We start from the raw sequence: 25457 nt of genomic DNA on the forward strand, positions 1-25457 counted from the left end.
CCTAGATCACGAAACGATAACGGTTGGCTTCCGCAATCGGTTGACACATAGACGCTGACTTCGAGGGCCCGCAGCACGGGTTCGCGGCCGGGTGATCGCCCAGGCGGTGGTCGCGGTCGGCTCCCGGGTCGCCTATGTGCACCGCCCGCACCGCGCGGGCCGGCGCCGCCGACCGGGCGCTCCGCTCAGTCGATGACTGTGACGCCTGCTTCAAGCTCGTGCGGAAGTGGCAGACGAATACCGTCTTGACCTGGATGGTCCGCCACGCGGGGATCCGCGAGGACCTCGTGACCCGGCGGCCCCGGCACCTGCCGAAGTCGATCGGCGGGCTCGAGGCTGTCGGGTGGGACGACAAGCAGCCGACCTTCCGACCCATCCGGCACGCCTGGCGCGTCGAGGTCGCCCACGGCCGCCTTGGCCGTTCCTGCCGGCTGGCGAAGTCGTTCGAGAACACCACCGCCTCAGCCACCGGCTGGCTCCAAGTCGCCTGCATCGCCACCACGCTGCGCCACCTGCCCCGAGAGCAGACCCACCGGCGCCCAGCACTGCAGCCTGACCGGTCGACCCCTGACCAAGCGCGCGGATTGCGGCATTTGAGTGCGACTCGAATCGTGCCCAAAGGTCAGGGTGTTCTTGAACCTGCTTCGCGTTTGTGCGAGCAGCTCGGGCGGCACGGGACATTCGGCTCTCTTTCCGTCCCCCTCGTCCGCCTAGCGTGGCCGATGCGAGGACGCCCCTGCCCTCGGACCACGCAGACGGCGGCAGGGCGGCCGTAGGACAAGGAGGGAATCCGTGCGTTTCGTAATGAACCTCGCAATCAGCCTGCTCGCCACGATCGCTCTGGTCACGACGGCGGCCGTGGCATCTGCGGAGTCCGTCGCCGTGCAGGACCCCAAAGGCGACGCACCACGGGCCATTGACGTCACCCGGATCCGCGTGGACAACGCGCAGCACGCCGTACGGATCCATATGCACTTCGCAGACCTGCACAGGTCCCGCGTCCGATTGGTCAGGTCGGAGCTGGATGTCGGCAAGCTACTCGGTCGGGGGTACGTGATCGTCTTCAAGCGACGTGCACACGGCGGGTTCGCCAAGCGGCTGTCGTGGGTGCGGCTCTACGCCGAAGGCGGCACGACACTGCCCCCGTGTGCCCGGTTGAAGCTGACTTGGGCAAACGACCGGGCCGACATCCGCCTCCCACGTTCCTGCATGAGCAAACCCCATGACGAACGGGTCCGAGCGAACGTCATGCTTGTGAGCCTCACCCACAAGCGAGACAGGGTCCCGAACAAGTTCCTGAGCTTCAGTCCGTGGGTGTCACGCGGCTGACCGAGTATCCACCGCCGCGTAAGCGATAACCGCTCATCGGCTACAGATCCGGTAAGCAGCCGGATTCAGGCCTCGACCCCAAATGGGACACACCTAGTTAGCTGGCCACGATCCGGTCCGCAATCAAGGACCGCTCCCAACTACTGCGCAACACCGTGCGGACCAGCCGGCTGCGGGACCTGACGCCTGCACCGCCGCGGTCGGGGCCAGGTCGACGACCACGCCCGCCGCATCCGCGACTACCTCGAAAGCCCACCAGGGCCCCCCGGTCCAGTGGGTCGGCATCACCGCCGGCGCGCACCTGCACTGACTGCCCGGGCCGTCCCGGCGCGGGGGCGAGCTACCAGCCGAACAGCAGGGTCAGCACCGGACGGGTCAGCACGACCGCCAGCGGCGCGCCCACGACGACCCCCGCTCCGGACCAGCGCCGCCCGAACCTCCTCAGCAGGACGACCCCGACCGCCACGGAGACCACGAACGCGATCGTGACCGGCGTCAGAAACACCAGCTCCCCGTCGATCGACGGCGCCCAGAGCCAGGCGACGACGGCGACCGCCAGGTTCACCGACACGCTGGCCGCCGCGCCCGCGCACAGACGACCGGCTGGCGAGACGCTCCATCGTGCAGGCGAGCGGGGGCCAGCCAAGGGTGTCGTTCCATTCATGAATCCATGGTGCCGCACGAGACGCCGCTTGAAGCGCCCTTCGAGTCGGTGCGGCACACCGGCAGGATCGGCCCCACCTGCCACGCTCAACACGACCGTGTGCACCTTGACCGAACCCTTTGTATCAACCGAAGGCGGGAGCCCTGACGGTTTCGAGCACCTCATCGGGATGGCGCTGAGGGACGGCGCTGAGGGGGGCCTGCTCGCCCGTGCTCACCTCTCCTGGAGCGCGGCGATACGCGCACGAGCCGCCTTCATGGCCGGGGACGGGTAGACCGTGTTGACGACCGTGCCGCCGAGCCACGACGTCAGCCGCTCGGCCTCGACGGCGAGGGCCTCCCGGCCGGCGGCCGGCAGCTCCTCGAGCAGGTCCACGTGCACGACACCGTCCGGGTCCTGCACCCAGCAGCCGACGACCCGGCCGGCCCACCAGGCGGTGGTCCCGGCGTTGCCGTTGCTGTCGAAGACGGCCGCGCCGTGGGGGCCGAGGAAGAACGCGCGGTCCTTCCAGCCCATCACTGTCGGGTCGAGGACCGGCAGCAGGGCTGCCCACGGTTCCGGGCCGAGATCGTCAGCCGGCTCGGCGGCCACGTCGTCCGGAAGCACGAACCCGGTCGAGCCGTCCTCGAGGGCCACCTCCACGGCTCCCACGGCCGTCAGCGCGGCCCGGACCGCGGTGGCCGTGCCACCGAGCCACCACTGCAGGTCGGCGGCCGTGCCGGGACCGAACCCGGCCAACCAGCGCGCCACGAGCTCGGCGTACCCCTCGTCCGCCTTCAGGGCCGCGGGCACCTCCCCCAGCCACGTGTCCATCCGGGTCCACCGGGGGCGGGACGTGCGCCAGTGCCCGTCGTTGCGGCCACGCACGAGCGCACCCTCCACGCCGAGCTGGGTGAGCACCCGCGGCGCGACGGGCACGTTCGCGCCGTAGGACTTGCCGGGGGCCAGGTCCAGCCGCCCTGCCAGCTCGGGGACCTCCTCCCGCAGCTGCTGCGCGGAGAGCTCCTGCCCACCGGAGAGCCGCTCCAGCACCGCCGCCCGGGCGGCCTGGAGCCAGGCCGCGCCGTCCGTCGCGATGCCGGCCCCCTCGACCTCCTTCACCAGCCGCGCGGCCAGCTGGGTCGCGACCCGGGCCGAGGCGCTCCCCCACGCCGCCGGCAGCAGCTCCCGGGGGAACACGAACAGGGTGCGGCGCATCGCCAGCTGCTTGACCAGCGCCCGGTCGTCGTACAACGCGGCCTCGACGTCGGCGACCGCCAGCCCGTCGATCCGCGCGTGCAGCGCGAGGTGGACGCTGGCCAACTCCGTCGCGTGCAGCACCGTCATCGCCCGGGTCACCGCGACCGGGTCGGGCAGCCGGTGCCCGGGCGCCAGGCCGTGCCTGCGGGCCAGGCGCACCCGCCGCTCCGCGTCCCCTAGCTCCCGCATGCCACCATCCTCCACGACGCCGCCGACAGGCGGACCGCCGCCGCGGGCGCCCGGACCGGCTGGGAGAATCAGGCAGTGACCCCCTCCCGCCGCGCTTCGCTCCTGGTCCTACTCGGACTGGTCCTGCTCTCGCTCAACCTGCGACCCGCGGCGGTCAGCGTGGGGCCGGTGCTCGCCGAGGTCCGCGACGGGCTCGGCATGTCCGGCGCGACCGCCGGCCTGCTGACCTCGCTGCCGGTGCTGGCCTTCGCCCTCTTCGGCGCCCTGGCTCCGGTCGCCGCGCGCCTCCTCGGGGTCCACCGGGTCACCCTGCTCGCGCTGCTGCTGGTCGCCGCCGGCCTGCTGGGCCGCGCGCTGACCCACAGCCAGGCACTCTTCCTGCTGCTCTCGATGCTCGCGCTCGCGGGGATGGCCATGGTCAACGTGCTCCTCCCCTCCCTGGTGAAGCTGCACTTCCCGGACAAGGTCGGTCCGGTCACCGCGATCTACACCACCGCCCTGTCCATCGGCCTCACCGGCGCCCTGGTGCTCACCGTCCCGATCTCGCACACCTTCGGCGGATGGCGCGAGGGCCTCGGCGCGTGGGCGTTCGTCGCGCTGGTCGCGGCCGTGCCGTGGCTGGGCCTGATCGCCCACGACCGGTCCCTGGAGCCGACCCCGAGGTCGATCCGGTTCGGCGACGTCGCTCGCACCCGGATCGGCCCGGCGATGGCGCTGTTCTTCGGACTGCAGTCGCTGCAGGCGTACGCCGTCTTCGGCTGGTTCGCCCAGCTGTGGCGTGAGAACGGCTTCAGCGCCACCGAGGCGGGTGCGCTCGTCGGGCTGGTCGCCGCCGTCTCGATCCCGCTGTCGCTGTGGGCGCCGGCCGCCGTGGCCCGTCGCGACGACCAGCGCCGGATCCTGCTGGCCGTGATGCTGTGCTACCCGGTCGGGTACGGCGGCCTGATGCTCGCCCCGCACGCCCTGGCCATCGTGTGGGCGCTGCTCGTGGGCCTCGGCGCGGTGACCTTCCCGATCGTGCTGGTGCTCATCGGCCTCCGCTCGCGGACCCCCCAGGGCACCGCCGCGCTCTCCGGCTTCACCCAGTCGATCGGCTACCTGATGGCGGCCATCGGGCCGTTCGGGGTCGGCACTCTGCACGACGCCACCGGCGGCTGGACGTGGCCGCTGGTGATGCTCACCGCGCTGACCGTGCCCCAGATCGCGATCGGCCTCTACGTCGCCCGCCCGGTGTTCCTCGAGGACCAGCTGCGCGCCCGCGACCGCGCGCCCCAACAGGCCTGAGGGCCCATCAGGGAGGGGGTTCAGGCCCCGCCGAGCGCTCCGAGCACTGCGGCGTACGTGTCCTCGATGCCCGCCCCGGCGTCGATGCGGATCGCCCCGCGCGCCGAGGCGGCGGTGCCCGCGAGACGAACGTCCAGGTCATCGATCGTGTCGCCGCCGCCCTCGCCGTCCACGACGGCGCGGACCACCGCGTGCAGCGGGTCGCCCGGCGGCCGTCGGTAGAACCGAGCGCGGGCCGCGCCGGGCGGCGCCTGCAACAGGAGGTGCACGTAGGCGTGCCCGGACTCGAGTGCCACCGCGCGGAACCTGGCCCGCTCGACCTCGTCCGCCAGCAGCTGGGGCAGCACGACATCGTGCCCGCCGGCCAGGTGCGCGCGGATCATCGCCTGCGCCACCGGGCGGATGATCGCGCCCGTGCCACCGAAGTCCTCCCGCCAGCCGCCGACCAGGCCGCGAAGCCGGTCGACGTCGCAGTTCAGGACGCCGGGGTGCTCCGCGACGTACCGCTCGGCGATCGTGCTCTTGCCGACGCCGGGAGCGCCGTTGAGGTGGATGAGCCTGGCCACGTCCGGAGGGTAGCGGCGGCTCAGACCACCGACAGCGGCAGCAGCTTCTGGCCGGTGGGGCCGATCTGGATCTCGGTGCCCATCTCCGGGCAGACGCCGCAGTCGTAGCAGGGCGTCCAGCGGCAGTCCTCGACCTCGATGTCCGCACCGTCGGCGGCCGCGAGCGCGTCCTCCCAGTCGGCCCAGAGCCAGTCCTTGTCGAGGCCGGAGTCGAGGTGGTCCCAGGGCAGGACCTCGTCGTACTCCCGCTCGCGGGTGGTGAACCACGCCAGGTCCACGCCCGTGCCGGCGAGCCCCTGCTCGGCACAGGCCACCCAGCGGTCGTAGGAGAAGTGCTCGCTCCAGCCGTCGAACCGACCGCCGTCACGCCACACCGCCTCGATGACCCGGCCGACCCGGCGGTCGCCCCGGGAGAGCAGTCCCTCGATGGTGCCGGGCTTGCCGTCGTGGTAGCGGAAGCCGATCGCCCGGCCGAAGCGCTTGTCCTCGCGCACGGTGTCGCGCAGCTTCTTCAGCCGCTCGTCGGTGGTCTCGTGGTCGAGTTGCCCCGCCCACTGGAACGGGGTGTGCGGCTTGGGCACGAACCCGCCGATCGAGACCGTGCAGCGGATGTCGTTGCGGCCCGAGACCTCACGTCCCTTGGCGATCACCTTCTTCGCCAGGTCCGCGATCGCGAGCACGTCCTCGTCGGTCTCGGTCGGCAGCCCGCACATGAAGTAGAGCTTGACCTGGCGCCAACCGTGGGAGTACGCCGCGGCGACGGTGCGGATCAGGTCCTCCTCGGTGACCATCTTGTTGATCACCCTGCGCATCCGCTCCGAGCCGCCCTCGGGGGCGAACGTCAGGCCGGACCGGCGGCCGTTGCGGGAGAACTCGTTGGCCAGCGTGATGTTGAAGGCGTCGACCCGGGTGGACGGGAGCGAGAGCGAGACGTTCGAGCCCTCGTAGCGATCGGCCAGCCCCTTGGCCACCTCACCGATCTCGGTGTGGTCGGCGCTCGACAGCGAGAGCAGGCCGACCTCCTCGAAGCCGGACTTGCGGATGCCGTTCTCCACCATGTCGCCGATGGTCTCGATGGACCGCTCGCGCACCGGCCGGGTGATCATGCCGGCCTGGCAGAACCGGCAGCCGCGGGTGCAGCCGCGGAAGATCTCGACCGAGAACCGCTCGTGCACGGTCTCGGCCAGCGGCACCAGCGGCTTGGCGGGGTACGGCCAGGCGTCGAGGTCCATCAGCGTGTGCTTGCGCACCCGGAACGGGATGCCGGGCCGGTTCGGCACGACCGCCTCGATCGACCCGTCGTCGCCGTACGCCACGTCGTAGAACCGCGGCACGTAGACCCCGCCGCTGACGGCGAGGCGCCGCAGCAGCTCGTCCCGACCGCCCGGCCGGCCCTCGCCCTTCCACTCGCGCACCACCTCGGAGATCGCGAGCACGACCTCCTCGCCGTCGCCGAGGACGGCGGCGTCCAGGAAGTCCGCGATCGGCTCGGGGTTGAACGCCGCGTGGCCGCCGGCGAGCACGATCGGGTCGTCCTCGCCGCGGTCCGCGGCGTGCAGCGGGATGCCCGCGAGGTCCAGCGCGTTGAGCATGTTGGTGTAGCCCAGCTCGGTGGAGAAGCTCAGGCCGAAGACGTCGAAGTCACGCACCGGCCGGTGGGCGTCGACGGTGAACTGCGGGATGGGCCCGTGCTCGTCGCCCTCGCGCATGACCTTCTCCATGTCGGACCACACCGCGTAGGTGCGCTCCGCGACGATCCAGTCGCGCTCGTTGAGCACCTCGTAGAGGATCTGGACGCCCTGGTTGGGCAGCCCGACCTCGTAGGCGTCGGGGTACATCAGCGCCCACCGGACGGTCTCGCCCTCCCCGGTGGCGGCGGCGCCGCAGTCCCAGTCCTTGAGGGTCGAGTTGAGCTCGCCGCCGACGTACTGGATCGGCTTCGACACCGACGAGAGGCGGGGCTCGAGACGGGGGAAGACGCTGGCCGTCACGCTGGCAGACAAGGGAAACCTCACAGGATCGGGAACGGCCAAGGGTACGTCGACCCTCCGGCTCGCGGCGAACTTGCGGGTCGCGGCCGGCGGCTGCAGGAGCCCCCGCCCGCCGGGGAGCCGGGCCGGTCCGCTCGGACCGGTCTTCGGTCAGTCGGTGTCGGGCGCGAGCTCGGCGTAGGCGGCCCGGGCCTCGCGCAGCTCGCGCTGGGCCTCCGCGATCAGGTCCTCGAGTCCCGAGACGCCGAAGCGGTTGGCGACGGACTGCACCGCCTCGGCGATGGCCGGGTCGATGGCCGGGTCAATGGCCGGGTCAATGGTCTGCTCGGTCATGCCCCCATCCAAGCACGCCCGCCCGGCGGGCCCGCCCGGCCGCGACCTCACCCCTTGACGTACGACAGCTTCTCGGCGACCTTCCCGTCCCGCAGCCGCAGCACGTCGACCCCGCGGACGTGGCCGGGCGCGCCCTGCTCGTCGGTCCACGCGAAGCGCCAGCGCAGCACGCCTCGGTCACCGCAGACGAACGCCTCCTCCTCCGCGAAGGTGGCGTCCCGAGTGTCGTCGAACAGCTGCGTCCAGGCGGCGCGGACCGCCGGCGCGCCCTCGTGGCGAACCCCGTCGGGCGCCGGCCCGGTGGCCTCGAAGACGCAGTCCTCGGTCATCAGCGCCATGATCGCGTCGACGTCACGGTCCCCGAAGGCGCGGGAGAAGCGGGTGAGCGCGGCGTGGTTCGGCCCCCAGCCAGGGTCGCGGCCGGCGCCCGCGATGAGCTCGCTCTGCGGGTCGCCGTGCGAGGCGGCGGCCCGGGGGCCGACGGCACCCACGGAGCGGTAGAGCTCCTCGCGCTCGGCGAACCACCGCGACACCTCGGCCACGAGCGCCGGGTCGAGCCGGGGGTCGCCGCCGGTGGCCACGGCCAGGTCCCAGCCGTGGATCAGGTGGTCGGCGGCGAGCTGGTGGACGTACTCGCCGAGCTGCTCGTCCCCGTAGGACAGGTGCACCGGCCGGTCCTCGGGCAGGCCGTGGGCCACCGCCCGGGTCGCGTCGGCGGCCGCGGCGAGCGCGCTGCTGATCGGGTCGTCGCCGAGCAGGTCGCCCTCGAGGCGGTCGCCGACCTCCTCGATCGTGCGGCCCTCGACCAACGGGGCCGTCCACCGGTCCTCGCCGCACACGTGGTTCACCAGGTCGCGCACCGTCCAGTCGCGGCACGGGGTCGGGTCGTCCCACCGTTCGGGAGGTACGGCGTTCACCCGCTCCGCCCAGCCCTCCACCGTCCGTGCGTACAGGGTGCCCAGGTCCATCTCTCCACGGTCACACCACGACCGGGCCCCGGACCATGGTCCGCTCGGGTCGTTGCGCCGATGACCCGGCTTGGGGATCAGTCGACCGCCTCGGACCGTGCCGCGACGCTCGCCGAGGTCGCCCGGAGCTCGACCGCCGGCATCAGCAGCAGGATCAGGAACGCCACGAAGGCCGCTGCCGAGGCGATCCCGAACACCGTGCTCATCGAGTCGGCGAAGCCGACCTTGAAGGGGTGGGCCAGGGTGGCGTCCATCCGGCCGATGATCGAGGAGTCGTCCTGGACCCGGGCCAGGACGCCGCCGCCGGTGCCGGGGTGCTGCAGGGACCCGACCACCGCGCGGTTCACCGGGTTCGCCATCACCTGCGGGTCGTGCACGGCCGCACTCCAGGCCGGGGTGTGCGAGTCGGCGCGCACCGCATCGGCGATGTTGCCGCCGACGCTGCCGAAGAGGATGGACAGGAAGATCGCCACGCCCAGCGTGCCGCCGATCTGCCGGAAGAACGTCGACGAGCTCGAGGCCACGCCGATCTCCCGCGGTGGCACCGCGCTCTGCAGGATCAGCAGCAGCGGCTGCATGCAGTTGCCCAGCCCCAGGCCGAGCACGAACATCGCGCCCATCACCAGCAGCAGCGGCGTGTCGGCGCCGGTGAAGGACAGCAGCAGCAGGCCGATGGTGACCACCAGCGAGCCGACGATCGGGAACAGCCGGATGTGCCCGGTGCGGGCGATGACCTGCCCGGAGCCGATGGACGCGCTCATCATGCCCACGACCATCGGCAGCATCAGGAAGCCCGACTCGGTCGGCGAGGCGTCGTGGACGATCTGCATGTAGAGCGGCAGCAGCATGATGCCGCCGAACATCGCCATGCCGACGATGACGCTGGCACCGATCGCCACCGCGGCGGCCCGGATCCGGAAGATCCGCAGCGGGATCAGGGCCGCGTCACGCATCCGGGCCTCGGTGGCCACGAACGCCACGACGCCGGCCGCCCCCACCGCGAACGCCGTCAGCGAGCGCGGCGAGCTCCAGCCCCAGTCCCGGCCCTGCTCGGCCACGGTGAGCAGCGGCACCAGGGCCACCACCAGCCAGACCGCGCCCCACCAGTCGATGCGGACCTCGTGACGATGGTGGTGCAGGTGCAGCGTCCGGGCCACCACGATCAGCGCGGCGATCCCGATCGGCACGTTGACCAGGAACACCCACCGCCAGCCCGCGACGCCGAGCAGCGTGCTCTGCCCGGCGAAGAAGCCGCCGATGACCGGACCGAGCACGCTCGACGTGCCGAACATGGCCATGAAGTAACCGGTGTAGCGGGCCCGCTCCCGCGGGGAGACGATGTCGCCGATGATCGCCAGCACCAGCGAGAACAGCCCGCCGGCGCCGATGCCCTGCACCGCGCGGAACGCGGCGAGCATGTACATCGAGGTTGCGAACGTGCACAGCACGGAGCCGAGGATGAAGATCGTGATCGCGAACATGAACAGCTTCTTGCGGCCGTAGAGGTCGCCGAGCTTGCCGTAGATCGGCGTCGCGATGGTCGAGGTGATCAGGTACGCCGTGGTCACCCAGGCCTGCACCGACAGGCCGTGGAGGTCGTCGGCGATGGTGCGGATCGCGGTGGAGACGATCGTCTGGTCCAGCGCCCCCAGGAACATGCCCAGCATCAGCCCCGAGAGGATGGTCAGGACCTGCGCGTGTGTGTACCCACCCGTCTCGGGGGCATCGGCTCGGGTGCTCATCGGCTCGAGCCTAGGCGCACCGCCCAGCACGCCGGCCTCGCCCGAGCGTGGGACGGGGTTGCGCCGCAGGGGGGGCAGGCTCAGCGGGAGGCGAGCACCCGCACCGGCATGACGTAGCGGGTGGGCAGCGAGGCGGTCGAGCGCAGGTGGATGTTCTGCAGCAGCCCGATCGCGAGCATGCCCGCGAACATCGAGCTGCCGCCGTACGACACGAACGGCAGCGGCACGCCGGTGACCGGCATGATGCCCAGGCACATGCCGATGTTCTGGAACGCCTGGAAGCCGAACCAGCAGGCGATCCCCGCGGCGGCGACCCGGCCGAACACGTCGTCGGTGTGCCGGGCGATCGCCAGGGCGCGCCAGATCACCAGCGCCAGCAGCGCGATCAGCACGCCGGCACCGACCAGCCCGAGCTCCTCCCCCGCGACGGTGAAGATGAAGTCGGTGTGCTGCTCGGGCACGAAGCCGGCCCGGGTCTGGCTGCCGTGGAAGAGCCCCTGCCCGAAGAGCCCGCCGTTGCCGACCGCGATCCGGGCCTGCTCGGTGTTGTAGCCGGCGCCTCGCGGGTCGAGGTCGGGGTTGGTGAACGCCATGAACCGGTCCACCTGGTACTGCTTGAGGAAGCCCAGCGCGACCGCGGCCGCCGCCGCGGTGACGCCGCCGGCGGCGAGCAGCGCCAGCCAGCGCCGCGGGGCGCCCGAGGTCGCCAGCACCCCGAACACGGTGGCCGAGAGCACCAGCATCGTGCCGAGGTCGGGCTGCAGCAGGATCAGCGCCGCCGGGACCCCGGCGATGACCAGCATCCCGGCGACCTCGACGGTGCCGACGCGGTTCTGCCAGTGCCCCTCGGCACGCTCCGCGACCAGCAGCGCCATGCCGATGACCACGGCGAGCTTGGCGAACTCCGAGGGCTGGATGGACATGCCGCCGAACTCCAGCCAGGAGCGGGAGCCGTTGATCGTCGAGCCCATGGTCAGCACCAGAAGAAGCCCCAGGATCGAGGCGAGGTAGGCCAGCGGCGCGACGATCCGGACCCATCGGTGGTCGGTCGCCATCACGATGACCAGCAGAACCAGGCCGATGGCCACGTTGACCAGCTGCTTCTTCAGGTACGCCGTGGGGTCGCCGCCGGTGAGGTCCTCGCGGTGGCTGGTGGCCGACCACACCAGCAGGCTGCCGAGCCCGACCAGCGCGAGCACCGCGAGCAGCAGCACCCAGTCGATCCCGGGCGCGCGCAGCGTCGTACGCGTGGGTCGGGGGGTGGCTGCGGACGACACCTCAGTGCTCCTTCCGGGCCGGCGGCAGGATCGACCCGTCCTTCATGAACGTGGGGATCCCGGCCGGCGGGGTGGTGCCCGGGATCGCCGCCTTGCCGGGGTCGACGTGGGTGCCCCGGATGCCGTAGAGCGACTCCCAGATCTTGCGGACCGCCGGGCCGGAGGTGCCCGAGCCGGTGCCGGCCTGGGCGACCATCATGACCACGACGTAGTTGTCGTCGAACGTCGCGACCCAGGACGTGGACTGCTTGCCGTAGACCTCCGCAGAGCCGGTCTTGCCGCGGATGTGGACCTTGTCGAGCGGGAAGCCGATGAACTTCCAGGCCAGGGTGCCGACCTTGGGCGTGCCGAGCAGGGCCTGGTTGACGTAGCGCAGGCTGGCCTTCGAGTAGTGCACGTGGCCCGCGACCTGGGGTGCGATGCGCTTGAGCACCTTGCCGCCGGGGCTGACGACCGCCTTGCCGATGCGAGGCTCGTACAGCGTGCCGCCGTTGGAGAGCGCGGCGTAGGCGCGGGCGAGCTGCAGCGGGGTGACGATCGTGTCGCCCTGCCCGATCGAGAAGTTCACCGCGTCGCCGGCCCGGTAGTAGCTGCCCTCGAGGCAGAACTCGTGGGAGTAGAGCCGCAGGAAGGAGTTCGGCGCGCTGTGCTGCCGGTCCATCTTGCAGTAGTAGTCCTTCATGGACTTCCAGTACGCCAGCTTCCAGTGCCGGTCGGCGATCCGCCCGGACGCCTCCCCCGGCAGGTCGATGCCGGTCTCCTTGCCGAACCCGAAGCCCTTGGCCGCCTCGACGAGCGGGTCCTTGGCGTTCACGTCGGTCGGGTCCGAGCCGTACTTCTGCCAGAAGTGGAACCCGACCCGGTAGAAGAAGGTGTCGCAGGACAGCTGGAGGGCCCGGGCGAAGTCGATCATCCCGTAGGACTCGGACTCGTAGTTCTTGAACCACCGGTTGCCGACCTGGAAGCCCGAGGAGCAGTCCAGCCGGGTCTGCGGGGTGAACCCGTTGTTCAGCGCGCCGACGGTCATGATCGGCTTCCAGGTCGAGCCCGGCGCGAACTGGCCCTGGGTGGCCCGGCCGAGCAGCGGCGTGCCGGCCTTGTCGGAGTAGAGGTGCGCCAGCTGCTTGGCGGTGATGCCGCCGACCCACACCGAGGGGTCGTACGTCGGCTGGCTGGCCATCGCCACGATCCGACCGGTCTTCGCCTCCATCACGACCACCGCGCCGGAGTCGGCCTTGTAGTTCTGGTGGGTGACCGGGTCGTAGGTGTGCCGGGCGGTCCGGATGGTCTGCGCGAGCTGCCGCTCGACCACGCCCTGCACCTTGGCGTCGATCGAGGTGACCAGCGTGTCTCCGGGCTGGCTCCCGACCTCGCTGTCGTCACCGAGCATCCGGCCCATCGAGTCCACCGCCACCCGCTTGTAGCCGGGCATGCCGCGCAGCCACGCGTCGTACTGCTTCTCGACGCCGGCGCGCCCGACCGAGGAGGCGCCGTTGAGCGAGTGGTCGCCGTCGGCCTGCGCGGTGTCGTACTCCTCCTTCGTGATCGGGCTCAGGTAGCCCAGCACGTGGGCGAGGTTCACGCCGTAGGGCTGCGGGTAGGCGCGCACGCTCTGCTGCTCGGCGACCACCGACGGGTAGTCCTCGGGCTGCTCGAGGATGCGCAGCGCGACGGTCCGGCGGACGTCGCTGGCGACCGGGACCGGCTGGTAGGGCGAGCCGTTCCAGCACACACCGGTCACGCTGCCCGGGTCCCCGCAGGTGACCAGCCGCTTGCGGATGGTGCCCGGCTGCTCCCCCACCACCGCGGCGAGACGCTCGACCAGCCGGGTGCGCTCGCCGTGCGACATCTTGTCCAGCATCGTGCGATCCACCGAGACCACCCACGACGGACGGTTGGCGACCAGCGGCCGGCCCTCGTCGTCGACGATCAGGCCGCGCTGCGGCTGCACGACGACCTCGCGGACGGACTGCGAGGCCGCCTGGGCGTGGTAGGCGTCGCCACCGACGACCTGCAGGTAGTAGAGCCGGGCGAAGAGCGTGACGAACAGCGAGAAGACCAGCGCCTGGATCACCAGCAGCCGCAGCCGGCTCTTGGTGGTCTGGCCGGCGGAGAGCCGCCCGGAGAGGTTCGGCGGCGCCATCAGGCGACCCGCGCCGGCTCGAGGCGCGTGAACGCCCGCATCACCAGCGGCAGCACGAAGGGCGTGAGCAGCACGTCCCAGGCGACCGCGACGAGGATGATCTTGAGCAGCTGCGGCACGCCCAGGCCCGGGTCGTCGAGGAGCAGGCCGCTGATCGCGTAGATCGAGGTGCCGACGAAGGAGGAGGCCGCGACCGTCGCCACGATCGCGCCGGCGCCGGGCCGGAGGTCCTGCCGGACCCGCCCCGCGACGTACCCGACGATGACGAGCGCGAGGGCCCAGCGGCCCGCGACGTGGTCGGCCGGCGGCGCCAGGTCGAGCGCGACCCCGGCCAGGAAGCCCAGCACCGCCGCGAACTGGGCGCCGCGGGTGAGGGCGGCCCCGACGACCACCAGCAGGCACAGGTTGGGCACGACGCCCTCCCAGGCGAAGTGCGGGAAGACCGAGACCTGCAGCACCAGCGCCACGAGCACCGCGAGCGCGGCGACCGCGCCGCGCACGAACGTCATCGCATGCTCCCGTCGGCCTCGACGACCGCGCGGTCGCTGCGGGTGCCGGAGGGCACCACCACGCCGACCAGGTCCAGCGAGCCGAAGTCGACGAACGGGTCGATCACGGCGCGCTGGGTGGTCTCGCGGACGCTGCTGTAGACGCTGGTGACGGTGCCGACCGGGATGCCCGAGACGTACGGCGCGCCGTCGCGGCTGCCCCAGGTCACGACCGTGTCGTGCCTGGCCGGCGGCTGGGCCTCGTCGACGAGCTGGAGGTCCAGGCTGCCGCCGTCGCCGAGCTCGCCCCGGCCGTGCAGGAAGCCGACCTCCATGCTCTGGCCGACCCGGCCGCCCACGACCGAGTCGCTGTCGATGATCAGCAGCACGGTGGCCGTGGTGCGGGTCACCCGCAGCACCCGTCCCACCAGGCCGTCGTTGTTCAGGACCGTCATGTCCGGGTGGATCCCGGCGGCGGAGCCGGCGTCGATCGTGACGGTGTCGCTGAACGACTGGGCGCTGCCGAGGGCCACGACCCGGGCGGGCACCAGGGCGTAGCCGAGGTCCTTCGCGGCGGCCGTGAGCCCGTCGTACTCCTGGAGCCGGTTGCGGTCGTAGTCCGCGGTGGCCGCCTGCGAGCGCAGCCGGGAGTTCTCGGCCTGGAGGCGGGCCACGTCGTCGCGCAGGTCGTTGCGGGAGCGGAACCAGTCGGGGACCGCCGTGAACGGCCGGACCGCGTCGGCGGTGCCGTTCTCGATGGGGCCGAGCGCCTCGCCGACCGCGCGCCGCACCGGCTCCACCGGGGAGTCATCGCCGCCGCGGTAGTCGAGGGTGATCAGGGTCAGGCTGGCAAGCACCAGCGCGACCAGCAGCGCGCGGGAGGGGCGCCGCCGGTCGTCCAGCGGGCCGCGGAAGCGCTTGTCGAGCAGCGCCATCAGTACCGCCGGGGGTCGGTGACCAGCACCTGCTGGAGGGCCTCGAACTCCTCGACGCACTTGCCTGCGCCGTGGGCGACCGAGGTGAGCGGGTGCTCGGCCACGTGCACCGGCATCCCGGTCTCGTGGCGCAGCCGCTCGTCGAGGCCGCGCAGCAGCGCGCCGCCGCCGGTGAGCACGATGCCCCGGTCCATGATGTCGCCGGCCAGCTCGGGGGGCGTCTGGTCCAGCGTGGCGCGCACCGCGTCGACGATCGCGTGCAGCGGCTCCTCGAGCGCTTGGCGGACCTCCGCGCTGGACACCACGACCGTGCGCGGCAGGCCCGAGACCATGTCGCGGCCGCGGATCTCGGCCTCCGGCTCGTCGGGCAGCGGGAACGCCGATCCGAGGGTCATCTTGACCTCCTCGGCGGTGCGCTCCCCGAGCATCAGGGAGTACTCCTTCTTCATCCAGTGCACGATCGCCTGGTCCAGGTCGTCGCCGGCGGTGCGGATCGAGAGGCTGGTGACGATGCCGCCCAGCGAGATGACGGCGACCTCGGTGGTGCCGCCACCGACGTCGACCACCATGTTGCCGGTGGCCTGGTGCACCGGCAGCCCGGCCCCGATGGCCGCGGCCATCGGCTCCTCGACGATGTAGACGCGGCGCGCGCCGGCCTGGTAGCCGGCCTCCTTGACCGCGCGCTGCTCGACCGCGGTGATGCCGCTGGGCACGCAGATGACCATCCGGGGCTTGGCGAAGTAGCGGCGCCGGTGCACCTGCTGGATGAAGAACCGCAACATCTGCTCGGTCGCCTCGAAGTCGGCGATCACGCCGTCCTTCATGGGGCGGATCGCGGTGATGTTGTCGGGGGTGCGCCCGATCATCCGCTTGGCCTCGTGGCCGACGGCGAGGATCTCGCCGGTGGTGGCGTTGAGCGCCACGACGCTGGGCTCGTCGAGCAGCACGCCCTTGCCGCGGACGTAGACGAGCGTGTTGGCGGTGCCGAGGTCAACGGCCATGTCCCGACCGATGAAGCTGTTCGCCATTGCCGTGGTGCCTCGCAAGCTGACTAGCGCTGGGTGGGGAAGTCGGGGCGCCAGGTGCTGGTGTGACGGTCCCAGGGCAAGCGTAGGAAGGCGAGGGGCCCAACCCCGGCAGGACACGCGGTCAGGGGTGAGCTCGCGGCAGGGGGGCCGGAGGATCCGGGGGCCGGCCAGGAATCCGGCCAGAAATTGGGCCCGGGATCAGGGCCGGGACCGGGCCGGCGCGGCGCCGGGCGGCGGCCGCCGGCGAGGGTCAGAGGCCGGGGAACCAGATCTTGATCTCGCGCTCGGCCGACTCCGGGCTGTCGGACCCGTGCACGAGGTTCTCGCGGTTCGACAGCGACAGGTCGCCGCGGATGGTGCCGGGGGCCGCCTTGCGACCGTCTGTGGCGCCGTTGAGCGCGCGGACGACCTCGATCGCCTCGTCGCCCTCGAGCACCATCGCCACCAGCGGGCCGCTGGTCACGAACGCGCGCAGCGGCGGGTAGAAGTCGCGCTCCACGTGCTCGGCGTAGTGCTCGTCGGCCTTGGCGGCATCGATGGTCCGCAGCTCCATCGCGACCAGGGACAGGCCCTTGGCCTCGAAGCGGCCGATCACCTCGCCCACCAGCCCGCGCCGGACGGTGTCGGGCTTGAGCAGGACGAGGGTGCGCTGGGTCGACGGCTGCGTCATGGCCCGCACCCTACCGAGCGCCCGGCCGGCTCGCCGCGGGGCCTCCCGGCGCCATCCGGACGGCGCGGGCGGTCACGTCCGGCGGCACCGCGCCGCGGGCGTCCTCGTCGGGAACCGGAGCGCCCGCGACCACCCGCAGCGGGATGTGCCCGCCCCAGGTCCCCGCCGCCACGTCCTCGGGCTCGTCCCCGGGGCCGCCGGCCCGCTCCTTGACCGAGGCCTCGTGCAGGGACACGGCGAGCACGGCGGTCGCGGCCAGCTCCTTGCGGGTGCTCGCGCGCAGCGTGGCCGAGCGCTCGGGCAGCATGTGGTCGACGACCATCGCCAGCGCCCGGTCCTTCTCGGCCGGGTCCACGACCGGACGGGCGAGCCCGATCACGACCGCGGAGCGGTAGTTCATCGAATGGTGGAACGCCGACCTGCCCACCACCAGCCCGTCGAGCTGGGTCACGGTGACGCACACGGTGGCGGCACCCGAGGCGCGCAGCCAGCGGGCCGCCACCGACCCGTGCAGATAGAGGGTGCCGTCGCGGTCCGGGCCGGCGGGGTCGAAGGCGTACGCCGCGGACAGCACCAGCGGGTGCCCGTCGAGGACCACCCCGAGGTGGGCCACCAGCGCATCGGCGAGCAGGGCGTGCAGCGCGGCGCGGTCGACCACCGCCCGGTTGCGGCCGCGGGTCACGGTGGTGCGCGCGGTGGGCGAGAGCGGCGAGCCGCCGGTGCTGGTGCTGGTGCTGGTCACCCGCCTATCGTCGTCCGCGAGTGGCCCGTCGTCACGGGCCAATCAAGGCTCATTCGCGGACGGCCGCCCGCGGCACCCGCGGAGCCCGCGCTGCTCCCCCTCGACGCGGGCACCCCGTGGATCGACCCCCGCCACGCGGCCGGCTGGCGCCGCGCGTGGCGCGAGGTCGCCGCCGCCCGGCCGCCGCGGGGGTACGACGACCCCCGTGGCCTGCCCGAGCTGCGCCGGGCCCTGGCCGAGCGCCTCGCCCGCACCCGCGGGCTGCGGGTCGACCCGGACGAGGTGCTGGTCACCAACGGCACGACCGATGCGCTGCGCCACGTCCTGGCGGCGCTGGCTCCGGGCGATGTCGCGGTCGAGGACCCGGGCTACCGGGCGGCCGTGGAGACGATCCGCGGCGCCGGCCGCCGCGTGCACGATCTGCCGGCCACCGAGCCGGTCACCGACCTGGCCGGCCTTGCCGCGGCGTACCTCACCCCCGCCCACCAGCACCCGCTCGGCCGGGTGATGCCCGCGCCGGACCGCCTCGCGGCCCTCGCCGCCGCCCGGGACGCGGACGCGCTGCTGCTGGAGGACGACTACGACTCCGAGTTCCGCTACGACGTGGCGCCGGTGCCGGCGCTGGCGACGCTGGACCGGGACCGGGTGGCCTACCTCGGCACGGCCTCGAAGTCGGTGGCGCCGAGCCTGCGGCTGGGGTGGCTGGTGCCCCCGCCGCGGCTGCTGGCGGCGATCGACGAGCGGCGCCGGGTCACCCACGACGCGACGCCCTGGCCGGTGCAGCGGGCGTTCGTCGCGCTGCTGCGGGAGGGCTACGTCGACAAGGTCGTCCGCACCGCCCGGCGCGTCTACGCCGAGCGGGCGCCCCGGGTGGTGGCGGCGCTCGCGCCGTACGCCGAGCTGGCCGGCACGCCCGCGGGGATGTACTCCACGTGGCTGCTGCCCGAGGCCGCGGCCCGACGGGCCCGGGACGCGGCCGCCCGGGCCGGCTTCCGGGTCAACCTGCTCTCGGACTACTGCCGCTCCGCGCGGCTGACCGGCCTGGTCGTCGGCTTCGGCGGGGTCAGCGACGCCGAGCTCGACGCGGCCCTGGCGGTGCTGGTCGGCGCGCTGCGCTGAGCCCGCGCGCCGCCGGCCTCACCGGGGGCCCGGGGCTCAGGCGCCGCGGCGCGCGTCGTACGCCGCGAAGGCGGCGGCGCGCTCGCGCTCGATCTTGCGCCCCAGGAAGTACGCCGTGCCCCACAGCAGGCCGAAGACCGCGCCGAGGAAGAACATCAACGGGACCACGGTCCCCAGGGCGATCGCGGCCGCCTGGATCAGCCAGCCGACCCCGTAGGCCCACTCGGCGCGCAGCATCCCGGCCAGCACCAGGCAGGCCACCGTCAGCCCGAGCCCGACCCACAGTGCCGTGCCGAGCTCGACGCCGGTCACCGACACCATCACCGGGGTGGTGAGGCCGAGCGTGATCGCCTCGAGGCTCAGCACCGCGGCGCACATGCCGCGCCGCGGCGAGCGGGTGCGCTCGTCCCGCGGGCCGCCGCTCACGCCTCGGCCTCCGTGCCACGCGGGCGCAGCAGCCTGCGCGCCTCGCCCACCGTCACGACCGAGCCGGTCACCAGGACCGCGCCGGAGCCCAGCGGGTCGCCGAAGGCCTCCCCGGCCTCGGCCAGCGCGGCGGCCTGGTCGATGGCGTCGGCGAGGCGAACGGCGACCGAGACCCGGTCCTCGCCGAAGACCTCGACCGCGGCCGCGGCCAGCTCGGTCGCGGGCATCGACCGCTTGGTGGAGTTCTGGGTGCAGATCACGTGGGCCAGGTGGGGCTCGAGGGCGACCAGGAGCCCCTCGTGGTCCTTGTCGGCCATCACGCCGAGCACCCCGATGAGCGGGGAGAACGCGAAGGAGTCGTCGAGCGCGGCCCCGAGCGCCTCGGCGCCGTGCGGGTTGTGCGCGGCGTCCAGCACGATCGTGGGGCTGCGCCGGATGATCTCCAGCCGCCCGGGCGAGGTGAACTCCGCGAAGGCGGCGCGGACGATCTCCTCGTCCAGGGCCTGGGCCTGCGGGCCGCTGGCGACCAGCGCCTCGACCGCGGCCAGGGCGACGGCGGCGTTCTGCGCCTGGTGGGCGCCGTAGAGCGGCAGGAACACCTCGTCGTACCGGCCCTGGAGCCCCTGCAGCGAGACCAGCTGGCCGCCGACCGCGGGCGTGCGGGAGACGACCCCGAACTCCAGGCCCTCGCGGGCGACCGTGGCACCGACCTCGGCGGCCCGGGCGAGCAGCACCTCGGCCACCTCCGGCGACTGCTCGGCCAGCACCACGGACGCGCCCGGCTTGATGATGCCGGCCTTCTCCTCGGCGATGGCGACCGGCGAGGAGCCGAGGTACTGCGCGTGGTCGAGCGCGATCGGCAGCACCACCGCGACGTCGCCGTCCGCCACGTTGGTCGCGTCCCACGAGCCACCCATGCCGACCTCGACCACGGCGACGTCGACCGGCGCGTCCGCGAACGCGGCGTAGGCCATCCCGACGACCGCCTCGAAGAACGACAGCGGGTGCTCCTGGTCCTCGTCGACCAAGTGGGTGTAGGGCGCCACGTCGTTGAACGCGCGCACGAACGCCTCGTCGGTGAGCGGCTCCCCGTCGATGGAGATCCGCTCGTTCATCCGCTCGACGTGCGGGCTGGTGAACCGGCCGGTGCGCAGCTCGAGCGCGCGCAGCAGGGTGTCGATCATCCGGGACGTCGACGTCTTGCCGTTGGTGCCGGTCAGGTGGACGACGCGGTACGCCGTCTGCGGGTCGCCGAGCAGCTCGGTGAAGGCCCGGATCCGGTCCAGGGACGGCTCGAGCCGGGTCTCGGGCCACCGCGACAGCAGCGCGTCCTCGACCTCCTCGAAGGTCTCGGCGTACCGGGGGGCGGCGGGGGTCTCACTCATGTCCCCCCGAGTCTAGGGGCGCGGCTGCCGACGGCCCGAACCGAGCGGCGCCCCGACCGGGGTGACCACGGACGTGACCGCCCGGGCTCAGCGGATGCGGAGGTTCGCCATGTCGACGACCGGTCGGTAGCCCAGCGCCTGGTAGATCCGGTTCGACGTCGGGTTGGCCTGGTCGGTGAACAGGCAGACCCGGGCACCCTGGTCGCGCAGCATCCGCGAGACCGCGGCGACCGCGGCGCTGGCGTACCCCCGGCCGCGGTGCCGCTTGGGCGTGTAGACGGGCCCGACCCGCGCGACACCGAAGCTCGGCTGGCTGAAGCCGGTCATGTGCACCGCCTCGCCGCCGTCCTCCCACAACCACACGCGGCCGGCGGCGCAGCGCTCCAGCATGTCCTCGCGGGTGACGTACTCCTCCCGCTCCTCGTCCTCCGAGCGGCCGGCCTGCTCGGCCGCGTCGTCGAAGAACGCCCGGAACCAGGCCAGGCACACCTCGACGTCGTCCGGGCCGGCCACCCGCAACCGGCCGGCCACCGGCGCCGGCTCCACCAGCTCGCCGAGCTCGAAGAGCCGCGTGTGCTCCCAGACCTCCGCGGTCCGGCCCTGCAGCCGGGCCAGCTCCCCCGCCAGCGCGTGGACCGCCGGCAGCGCGCCGTTGACGCCGCGGACCTCCTCGCCGCGCTCGCGCAACGCCCCGGCCAGGGCAACGGCGGCCGCGTCGGGCATGGGCAGCACGAAGAGCGGGTACGGCGCGAACGGCGCGGTGCGCATCGCCACGCCGGCGACCCCGCCGGCGGGGTCGCGCACCACCGCCCACCAGCGCGGGTACGACGGCGCCGGCCGCCCCTCCCGGACCTCGGCGAGGGCGCGGTGGGTGACCGTCGAGACGACCGTCGTGAGCACCGGGTCGGCGGCCAGGTGCGCCTCGGCGAGGACCAGGAACTCGGCCGGGTCCTCGGTGAGGAGCACGCGGTGCTCGACTCGCCCGGTGGCAGCGCTCATGGGCCGCAGCGTAGGTCCGTGCCGTCCCCGTGGCGCAACCGGTTTCCCCGCGTGGCGTCCCTCACCCTAGGATTTCTGCCATGACCGAGACCCACCCCCAGGCCCCGAACGCGACGAGCACCGACCAGCGTGCCGCCGTCGTACCGGACAAGCCTGCGCTCGAGGGCCTCGAGGCCACCTGGAGCAAGCGGTGGAAGGACGACGACACCTACCGCTTCGACCGCAGCCAGCCGCGGGAGAACGTCTTCTCCATCGACACCCCGCCGCCGACGGTGAGCGGCAGCCTGCACGTGGGCCACGTGTTCTCCTACACCCACACCGACCTGATCGCCCGCTACCAGCGGATGCGCGGCAAGTCCGTGTTCTACCCGATGGGCTGGGACGACAACGGCCTGCCCACCGAGCGGCGGGTGCAGAACTACTTCGGCGTCCGCTGTGACCCGAGCCTCCCCTACGACCCCGACTTCACCCCGCCCGAGAAGCCCGACCCCAAGAAGCAGGTCCCGATCAGCCGGCCGAACTTCATCGAGCTGTGCGAGCGACTGGTCGTCGAGGACGAGCAGGTCTTCGAGTCCCTGTGGCGCACCCTCGGGCTCTCGGTGGACTGGAAGGAGCACTACACGACCATCGGGCCGAAGTCCCAGACGGTCAGCCAGCGCGCCTTTCTGCGCAACTTCGCCCGCGGGGAGGCCTACCTCCAGGAGGCGCCGACTCTCTGGGACGTCACCTTCCAGACCGCCGTGGCCCAGGCCGAGCTCGAGGCGCGGGAGTACGCCGGGGCCTACCACCGGGTCGCCTTCCACCGGCCCGACGGCTCCCCGGTCCACATCGAGACCACCCGCCCGGAGCTGATCCCCAGCGTCGTGGCGCTGATCGCCCACCCCGACGACGAGCGCTACCAGCCGCTGTTCGGGACCACGGTCACCTCGCCGGTCTTCGGCGTGGAGATCCCCGTGCTCGCCCACCCGCTCGCGGAGATGGACAAGGGCGCGGGCATCGCCATGTGCTGCACGTTCGGCGACCTGACCGACGTCACCTGGTGGCGCGAGCTGCAGCTGCCGGTCCGCACGCTGATCGGCCGCGACGGCCGGCTCTCCCGCGAGACCCCCGCATGGCTCAGCGGTGAGGCGGCCTCGGCGGCGTACCAGCAGCTAGCCGGCAAGACCGCGTTCTCCGGCCGGGAGGCGATGGTCGCGCTGCTGCGCGAGAGCGGCGACCTCGACGGCGACCCCCGGCCGACGCAGCGGATGGCGAACTTCTACGAGAAGGGCGACAAGCCGCTCGAGATCGTGGCCACCCGCCAGTGGTACATCCGCAACGGAGGCCGCGACGCCGCGCTGCGCCAGGAGATGCTGGACCGGGGCGCGGAGATCACCTGGGTCCCGACCCACATGAAGCACCGCTACGACAACTGGGTGGGCGGCCTCAACGGCGACTGGCTGATCTCGCGCCAGCGCTTCTTCGGGATCCCGTTCCCCGTCTGGTACCCGCTCGACGCCGACGGCGAGCCCGACTACGAGCACCCGCTGATGCCGACCGAGGCCGAGCTGCCCGTCGACCCGTCCACCGACGCCCCGCGGGGCTACACCGAGGACCAGCGCGGCAAGGCGAACGGCTTCGTGGGCGACCCGGACGTCATGGACACCTGGGCCACCTCGTCGCTGACCCCGCAGATCGCCGGCGGCTGGGAGAGCGACGACGACCTGTTCGCGCGGGTCTTCCCGATGGACCTGTGCACCCACGCCCACGAGATCATCCGCACCTGGCTGTTCTCCCGGGTCGTCCGTGCGCACTTCGAGAACGGCGTGGCGCCCTGGTCGCACGCACTGATCTCCGGCTTCGTGGTCGACCCCGACCGCAAGAAGATGTCGAAGTCGAAGGGGAACGCGATCGTCCCCGACGAGATCCTGGGCAGGTTCGGCGCCGACGCGGTGCGCTGGCGGGCGGCGATGGCCCGCCCGGGCCTCGACTCGCCGTTCGACGAGAGCCAGATGAAGGTCGGCCGGCGCCTGGCGATGAAGGTCCTCAACGCCTCGAAGTTCGTCCTCGGCGGTGTCGGCGCGACCGAGCTGCATGCCTTCGAGGTCTCCGAGCCCATCGACTGCGCCCTGCTCGGCCGGCTGGCCAACGTGATCACCAAGGCGACCGAGTCCTTCGACGCCTACGACTACACCACCGCGCTGGAGACCGTCGAGAAGTTCTTCTGGGAGTTCTGCGACGACTACCTCGAGCTGGTCAAGGAGCGGGCGTACGCCAGCACGGACCAGGACGGCGCGGGGGGCACCGCGACCGCGTCAGCCAGGGCCACGCTGGCCCTGGCGCTGCAGGTGCAGCTGCGCCTGCTGGCGCCGTTCCTGCCCTACGTGACCGAGGAGGTCTGGTCGTGGTGGCAGGAGGGCTCGATCCACCGGGCGGCGTGGCCGACCGAGCTCGACCTCGGCTCGGCCGCGGCGGCCGACCCGTCGATGGTCGACGCGGTGGCGGCGGTGCTGATCGGGATCCGCGGCGCCAAGTCGAAGGCGAAGGTCTCGATGCGCGCCGAGCTGGCCCGGGTCGAGGTCCGCGGCCCCGAGGCCAAGGTGCGCGCCGCCGAGCGGGCGGCCGACGACCTGCGCAAGACCGGTCGCATCACCGGCGACCTCGTGTTCACCGCCACCGACGACAGCGAGATCAGCGTCGAGGCCGAGCTGGCCGAGACTCCCCCGGCCTGATTCCCGGCTGATTCCCTGACGGTTCACCGCGCCCCCGGTCCCTGAGGACCGGGGGCGCGGCTCGTCGACGACCCGCTCGGCGTCGACCGGGTTCGCTGGAGCGTTGGAGCCCAGCCGGTCCTCACCGATCCGGTGAGGCGAAGCGCTACCCGGCGTGCCGGTGGCCCGGGCCAGTGGCTGACGTCGTGGCCGCGGTGGCCGGGCCGGTGGCTGACGTCGTGGCCGCGGTGGCCGCGCTGGCCGTGGCCGTGCTGGCCCCCGCCCTGAGCTCCGTGGTGGCCGGGGTGCGGGACCACCGGCCAGTGCTGGCCGAGCGCGCCGCCCGCGGCGAGCGGGCCGAGGACGACATGCCCGAGGCCGTGACCGTGGGCCTGGCCGTGGCCCGCAGCGAACCCGTGGCCGTGGCCAGGAGTGGACCCGTGGCGGTGGCCAGGAGTGGACCCGTGGCCGTGGCGGGACCCGATGGCGCCACCGAGCGGGTGGGCGATCAGGCCGGATGGCGCGGCGAGCGGGCCGCGGGCCGGGTGGCCGTCGTGAACGCCGGTTGCGAGGTGCGCGGTCCGCGGCCCACCCGGCTCTGTGACGCCGGGCAACACCTGGTGCACGACACCCGGGCCGATCGCGGACGTGACCGCGTGGCCGAACCCGCCCCCGACCCCGCCACCGATCCCGTGTCCGGCCTGGCCGACTGTGTGGCCGACCGTGTGGCCGACCTGGCCGACGGCGTGGTGGGCGACCTGGCCGACGGCGTGGTGGGCGACCTGGCCGACGGCGTGGTGGGCGACCTGGCCGACGGCGTGGTGGGCGAGCCCGGCGACCGGCGCCCCGGGCCACTGGGGCGACTGGTGCGAGGTGGAGGCCCCCGGATCGGGGTGGTGCGCGATGTGTCCGGGCTGCTGGCCGTGCTGGCCGTGCAGGGCCGGAGCCGACGCGGGAGCCGCGGGCGACCCGCCGGTCGCGGAGGATCCCGCCGCGGAGGACGAGGACGCCGATGAGGCCGCGGGCGCCGGCGAGGCGGGCGCGGGCGGGGCGGGCGCCGGCACGGCCAGCAGCGGCGGCTCGGCGGGCACCCGGTGCTGCAGCTCCACGCCGGGCAGCACCCGGGCGACGTCGGCCTGCAGCACCCCCACGACCGCCTGGCTGCGCAGCGCGTTCGCGATGATCAGCGCGCAGATGATGGCGACGAGCACGAACGCGTACAGCGGTCGCTTGTGGTCGGCGCTCATCAG

Annotated in this window: 22 protein-coding genes; 4 read left to right on the plus strand and 18 right to left on the minus strand. The window is 72.9% G+C overall.

Annotated elements, in window-relative coordinates:
* The first annotated feature begins 792 nt into the window (after positions 1-792).
* Entirely contained in the window at positions 793-1329 is a 537-nt protein-coding gene (locus BJZ21_RS13205) for a hypothetical protein (protein WP_179664182.1), read from the plus strand.
* A gap of 340 nt (positions 1330-1669) precedes the next feature.
* Here the strand turns inward: BJZ21_RS13205 and BJZ21_RS13210 are convergent, their stop codons facing one another.
* Positions 1670-1900: a hypothetical protein gene (locus tag BJZ21_RS13210; RefSeq protein ID WP_179664183.1), complete on the minus strand. Its 231-nt coding sequence runs from the start codon at positions 1898-1900 to the stop codon at positions 1670-1672.
* Positions 1901-2206: 306 nt separating this feature from the next.
* Positions 2207-3421 (minus strand): winged helix DNA-binding domain-containing protein, encoded by a 1215-nt coding sequence (locus BJZ21_RS13215; protein ID WP_179664184.1) that lies wholly within the window; start codon positions 3419-3421, stop codon positions 2207-2209.
* 75 nt (positions 3422-3496) lie between these two features.
* On the opposite strand from BJZ21_RS13215, the gene BJZ21_RS13220 reads away from it, so the two are divergent.
* Positions 3497-4705, plus strand: coding sequence for an MFS transporter (locus tag BJZ21_RS13220; RefSeq protein ID WP_343052131.1), 1209 nt, complete (start codon positions 3497-3499; stop codon positions 4703-4705).
* A 20-nt stretch (positions 4706-4725) separates the two neighbouring features.
* Here BJZ21_RS13220 and BJZ21_RS13225 read toward each other — a convergent pair whose 3' ends face one another.
* From BJZ21_RS13225 to BJZ21_RS13280, 12 genes are all read right to left on the minus strand, one after another.
* The gene (locus tag BJZ21_RS13225) at positions 4726-5271 is read right to left on the minus strand and encodes an AAA family ATPase (protein ID WP_179664185.1); all 546 of its coding nucleotides are present in this window, start codon (positions 5269-5271) and stop codon (positions 4726-4728) included.
* A 20-nt stretch (positions 5272-5291) separates the two neighbouring features.
* Entirely contained in the window at positions 5292-7262 is a 1971-nt protein-coding gene (locus BJZ21_RS13230) for a TIGR03960 family B12-binding radical SAM protein (RefSeq protein ID WP_343052132.1), read from the minus strand.
* A 150-nt stretch (positions 7263-7412) separates the two neighbouring features.
* A complete protein-coding gene (locus BJZ21_RS13235; RefSeq protein ID WP_179664187.1) occupies positions 7413-7595 on the minus strand; it encodes a hypothetical protein in 183 nt (60 codons plus the stop codon).
* A 47-nt stretch (positions 7596-7642) separates the two neighbouring features.
* A complete protein-coding gene (locus tag BJZ21_RS13240) occupies positions 7643-8563 on the minus strand; it encodes a TIGR03086 family metal-binding protein (protein WP_179664188.1) in 921 nt (306 codons plus the stop codon).
* 77 nt (positions 8564-8640) lie between these two features.
* Positions 8641-10305 carry an MDR family MFS transporter gene (locus BJZ21_RS13245; protein ID WP_179664189.1) on the minus strand — a complete coding sequence of 555 codons (1665 nt, stop codon included), beginning with the start codon at positions 10303-10305 and terminating at the stop codon, positions 8641-8643.
* 80 nt (positions 10306-10385) lie between these two features.
* Positions 10386-11582 (minus strand): rod shape-determining protein RodA, encoded by a 1197-nt coding sequence (rodA, locus tag BJZ21_RS13250; protein WP_179664190.1) that lies wholly within the window; start codon positions 11580-11582, stop codon positions 10386-10388.
* A 1-nt stretch (position 11583) separates the two neighbouring features.
* Complete coding sequence (gene mrdA / locus BJZ21_RS13255) at positions 11584-13725, minus strand: penicillin-binding protein 2 (protein WP_179664191.1); 2142 nt, start codon at positions 13723-13725, stop codon at positions 11584-11586.
* Positions 13725-14234, minus strand: a complete 510-nt coding sequence (gene mreD / locus BJZ21_RS13260) for a rod shape-determining protein MreD (RefSeq protein WP_179664192.1) — start codon at positions 14232-14234, stop codon at positions 13725-13727. Before mreD ends, mrdA begins: the two co-directional genes overlap by 1 nt.
* Entirely contained in the window at positions 14231-15148 is a 918-nt protein-coding gene (gene mreC, locus BJZ21_RS13265; RefSeq protein WP_179664193.1) for a rod shape-determining protein MreC, read from the minus strand. Before mreC ends, mreD begins: the two co-directional genes overlap by 4 nt.
* Entirely contained in the window at positions 15148-16176 is a 1029-nt protein-coding gene (locus tag BJZ21_RS13270) for a rod shape-determining protein (protein WP_179664194.1), read from the minus strand. Before BJZ21_RS13270 ends, mreC begins: the two co-directional genes overlap by 1 nt.
* Before the next feature lie 250 nt (positions 16177-16426).
* Positions 16427-16846, minus strand: a complete 420-nt coding sequence (gene ndk / locus BJZ21_RS13275) for a nucleoside-diphosphate kinase (RefSeq protein ID WP_179664195.1) — start codon at positions 16844-16846, stop codon at positions 16427-16429.
* Positions 16847-16856: 10 nt separating this feature from the next.
* Complete coding sequence (locus BJZ21_RS13280; protein WP_343052133.1) at positions 16857-17588, minus strand: pyridoxamine 5'-phosphate oxidase family protein; 732 nt, start codon at positions 17586-17588, stop codon at positions 16857-16859.
* On the opposite strand from BJZ21_RS13280, the gene BJZ21_RS13285 reads away from it, so the two are divergent.
* The gene (locus BJZ21_RS13285) at positions 17481-18707 is read left to right on the plus strand and encodes an aminotransferase-like domain-containing protein (RefSeq protein ID WP_343052134.1); all 1227 of its coding nucleotides are present in this window, start codon (positions 17481-17483) and stop codon (positions 18705-18707) included. The genes BJZ21_RS13280 and BJZ21_RS13285 overlap by 108 nt on opposite strands.
* 36 nt (positions 18708-18743) lie before the next feature.
* Here the strand turns inward: BJZ21_RS13285 and BJZ21_RS13290 are convergent, their stop codons facing one another.
* From BJZ21_RS13290 to BJZ21_RS13300, 3 genes are all read right to left on the minus strand, one after another.
* Positions 18744-19133, minus strand: a complete 390-nt coding sequence (locus tag BJZ21_RS13290; RefSeq protein WP_343052135.1) for a DUF4233 domain-containing protein — start codon at positions 19131-19133, stop codon at positions 18744-18746.
* Positions 19130-20518: a bifunctional tetrahydrofolate synthase/dihydrofolate synthase gene (folC, locus tag BJZ21_RS13295; RefSeq protein WP_179664197.1), complete on the minus strand. Its 1389-nt coding sequence runs from the start codon at positions 20516-20518 to the stop codon at positions 19130-19132. The genes BJZ21_RS13290 and folC overlap by 4 nt, the downstream gene beginning before the upstream one ends.
* 87 nt (positions 20519-20605) lie before the next feature.
* Positions 20606-21517, minus strand: a complete 912-nt coding sequence (locus tag BJZ21_RS13300; RefSeq protein WP_179664198.1) for a GNAT family N-acetyltransferase — start codon at positions 21515-21517, stop codon at positions 20606-20608.
* Between the two features lie 80 nt (positions 21518-21597).
* Here BJZ21_RS13300 and valS point away from each other — a divergent pair, with 80 nt between their 5' ends.
* Positions 21598-24228 carry a valine--tRNA ligase gene (gene valS / locus BJZ21_RS13305; protein ID WP_179664199.1) on the plus strand — a complete coding sequence of 877 codons (2631 nt, stop codon included), beginning with the start codon at positions 21598-21600 and terminating at the stop codon, positions 24226-24228.
* A 23-nt stretch (positions 24229-24251) separates the two neighbouring features.
* Here valS and BJZ21_RS13310 read toward each other — a convergent pair whose 3' ends face one another.
* On the minus strand, positions 24252-25454 hold the full coding sequence (locus BJZ21_RS13310; protein WP_179664200.1) for a hypothetical protein: 1203 nt from the start codon (positions 25452-25454) through the stop codon (positions 24252-24254).
* Positions 25455-25457: the final 3 nt, after the last annotated feature.

Origin of the sequence: Nocardioides panaciterrulae, from assembly GCF_013409645.1 — a bacterium.
GTDB classification, from domain to species: Bacteria; Actinomycetota; Actinomycetes; order Propionibacteriales; family Nocardioidaceae; genus Nocardioides; species Nocardioides panaciterrulae.

What these genes read in the sequence shown, in the direction of transcription:
- BJZ21_RS13215 (WP_179664184.1), bottom strand. Translation starts at nt 3,421, where the DNA reads ATGCGGGAGCTAGGGGACGCGGAGCGGCGGGTGCGCCTGGCCCGCAGG.
- BJZ21_RS13235 (WP_179664187.1), bottom strand. Translation starts at nt 7,595, where the DNA reads ATGACCGAGCAGACCATTGACCCGGCCATTGACCCGGCCATCGACCCG.
- BJZ21_RS13240 (WP_179664188.1), bottom strand. Translation starts at nt 8,563, where the DNA reads ATGGACCTGGGCACCCTGTACGCACGGACGGTGGAGGGCTGGGCGGAG.
- BJZ21_RS13245 (WP_179664189.1), bottom strand. Translation starts at nt 10,305, where the DNA reads ATGAGCACCCGAGCCGATGCCCCCGAGACGGGTGGGTACACACACGCG.
- mrdA (WP_179664191.1), bottom strand. Translation starts at nt 13,725, where the DNA reads ATGGCGCCGCCGAACCTCTCCGGGCGGCTCTCCGCCGGCCAGACCACC.
- mreD (WP_179664192.1), bottom strand. Translation starts at nt 14,234, where the DNA reads ATGACGTTCGTGCGCGGCGCGGTCGCCGCGCTCGCGGTGCTCGTGGCG.
- mreC (WP_179664193.1), bottom strand. Translation starts at nt 15,148, where the DNA reads ATGGCGCTGCTCGACAAGCGCTTCCGCGGCCCGCTGGACGACCGGCGG.
- BJZ21_RS13270 (WP_179664194.1), bottom strand. Translation starts at nt 16,176, where the DNA reads ATGGCGAACAGCTTCATCGGTCGGGACATGGCCGTTGACCTCGGCACC.
- ndk (WP_179664195.1), bottom strand. Translation starts at nt 16,846, where the DNA reads ATGACGCAGCCGTCGACCCAGCGCACCCTCGTCCTGCTCAAGCCCGAC.
- folC (WP_179664197.1), bottom strand. Translation starts at nt 20,518, where the DNA reads ATGAGTGAGACCCCCGCCGCCCCCCGGTACGCCGAGACCTTCGAGGAG.
- BJZ21_RS13300 (WP_179664198.1), bottom strand. Translation starts at nt 21,517, where the DNA reads ATGAGCGCTGCCACCGGGCGAGTCGAGCACCGCGTGCTCCTCACCGAG.
- valS (WP_179664199.1), top strand. Translation starts at nt 21,598, where the DNA reads ATGACCGAGACCCACCCCCAGGCCCCGAACGCGACGAGCACCGACCAG.
- BJZ21_RS13310 (WP_179664200.1), bottom strand. Translation starts at nt 25,454, where the DNA reads ATGAGCGCCGACCACAAGCGACCGCTGTACGCGTTCGTGCTCGTCGCC.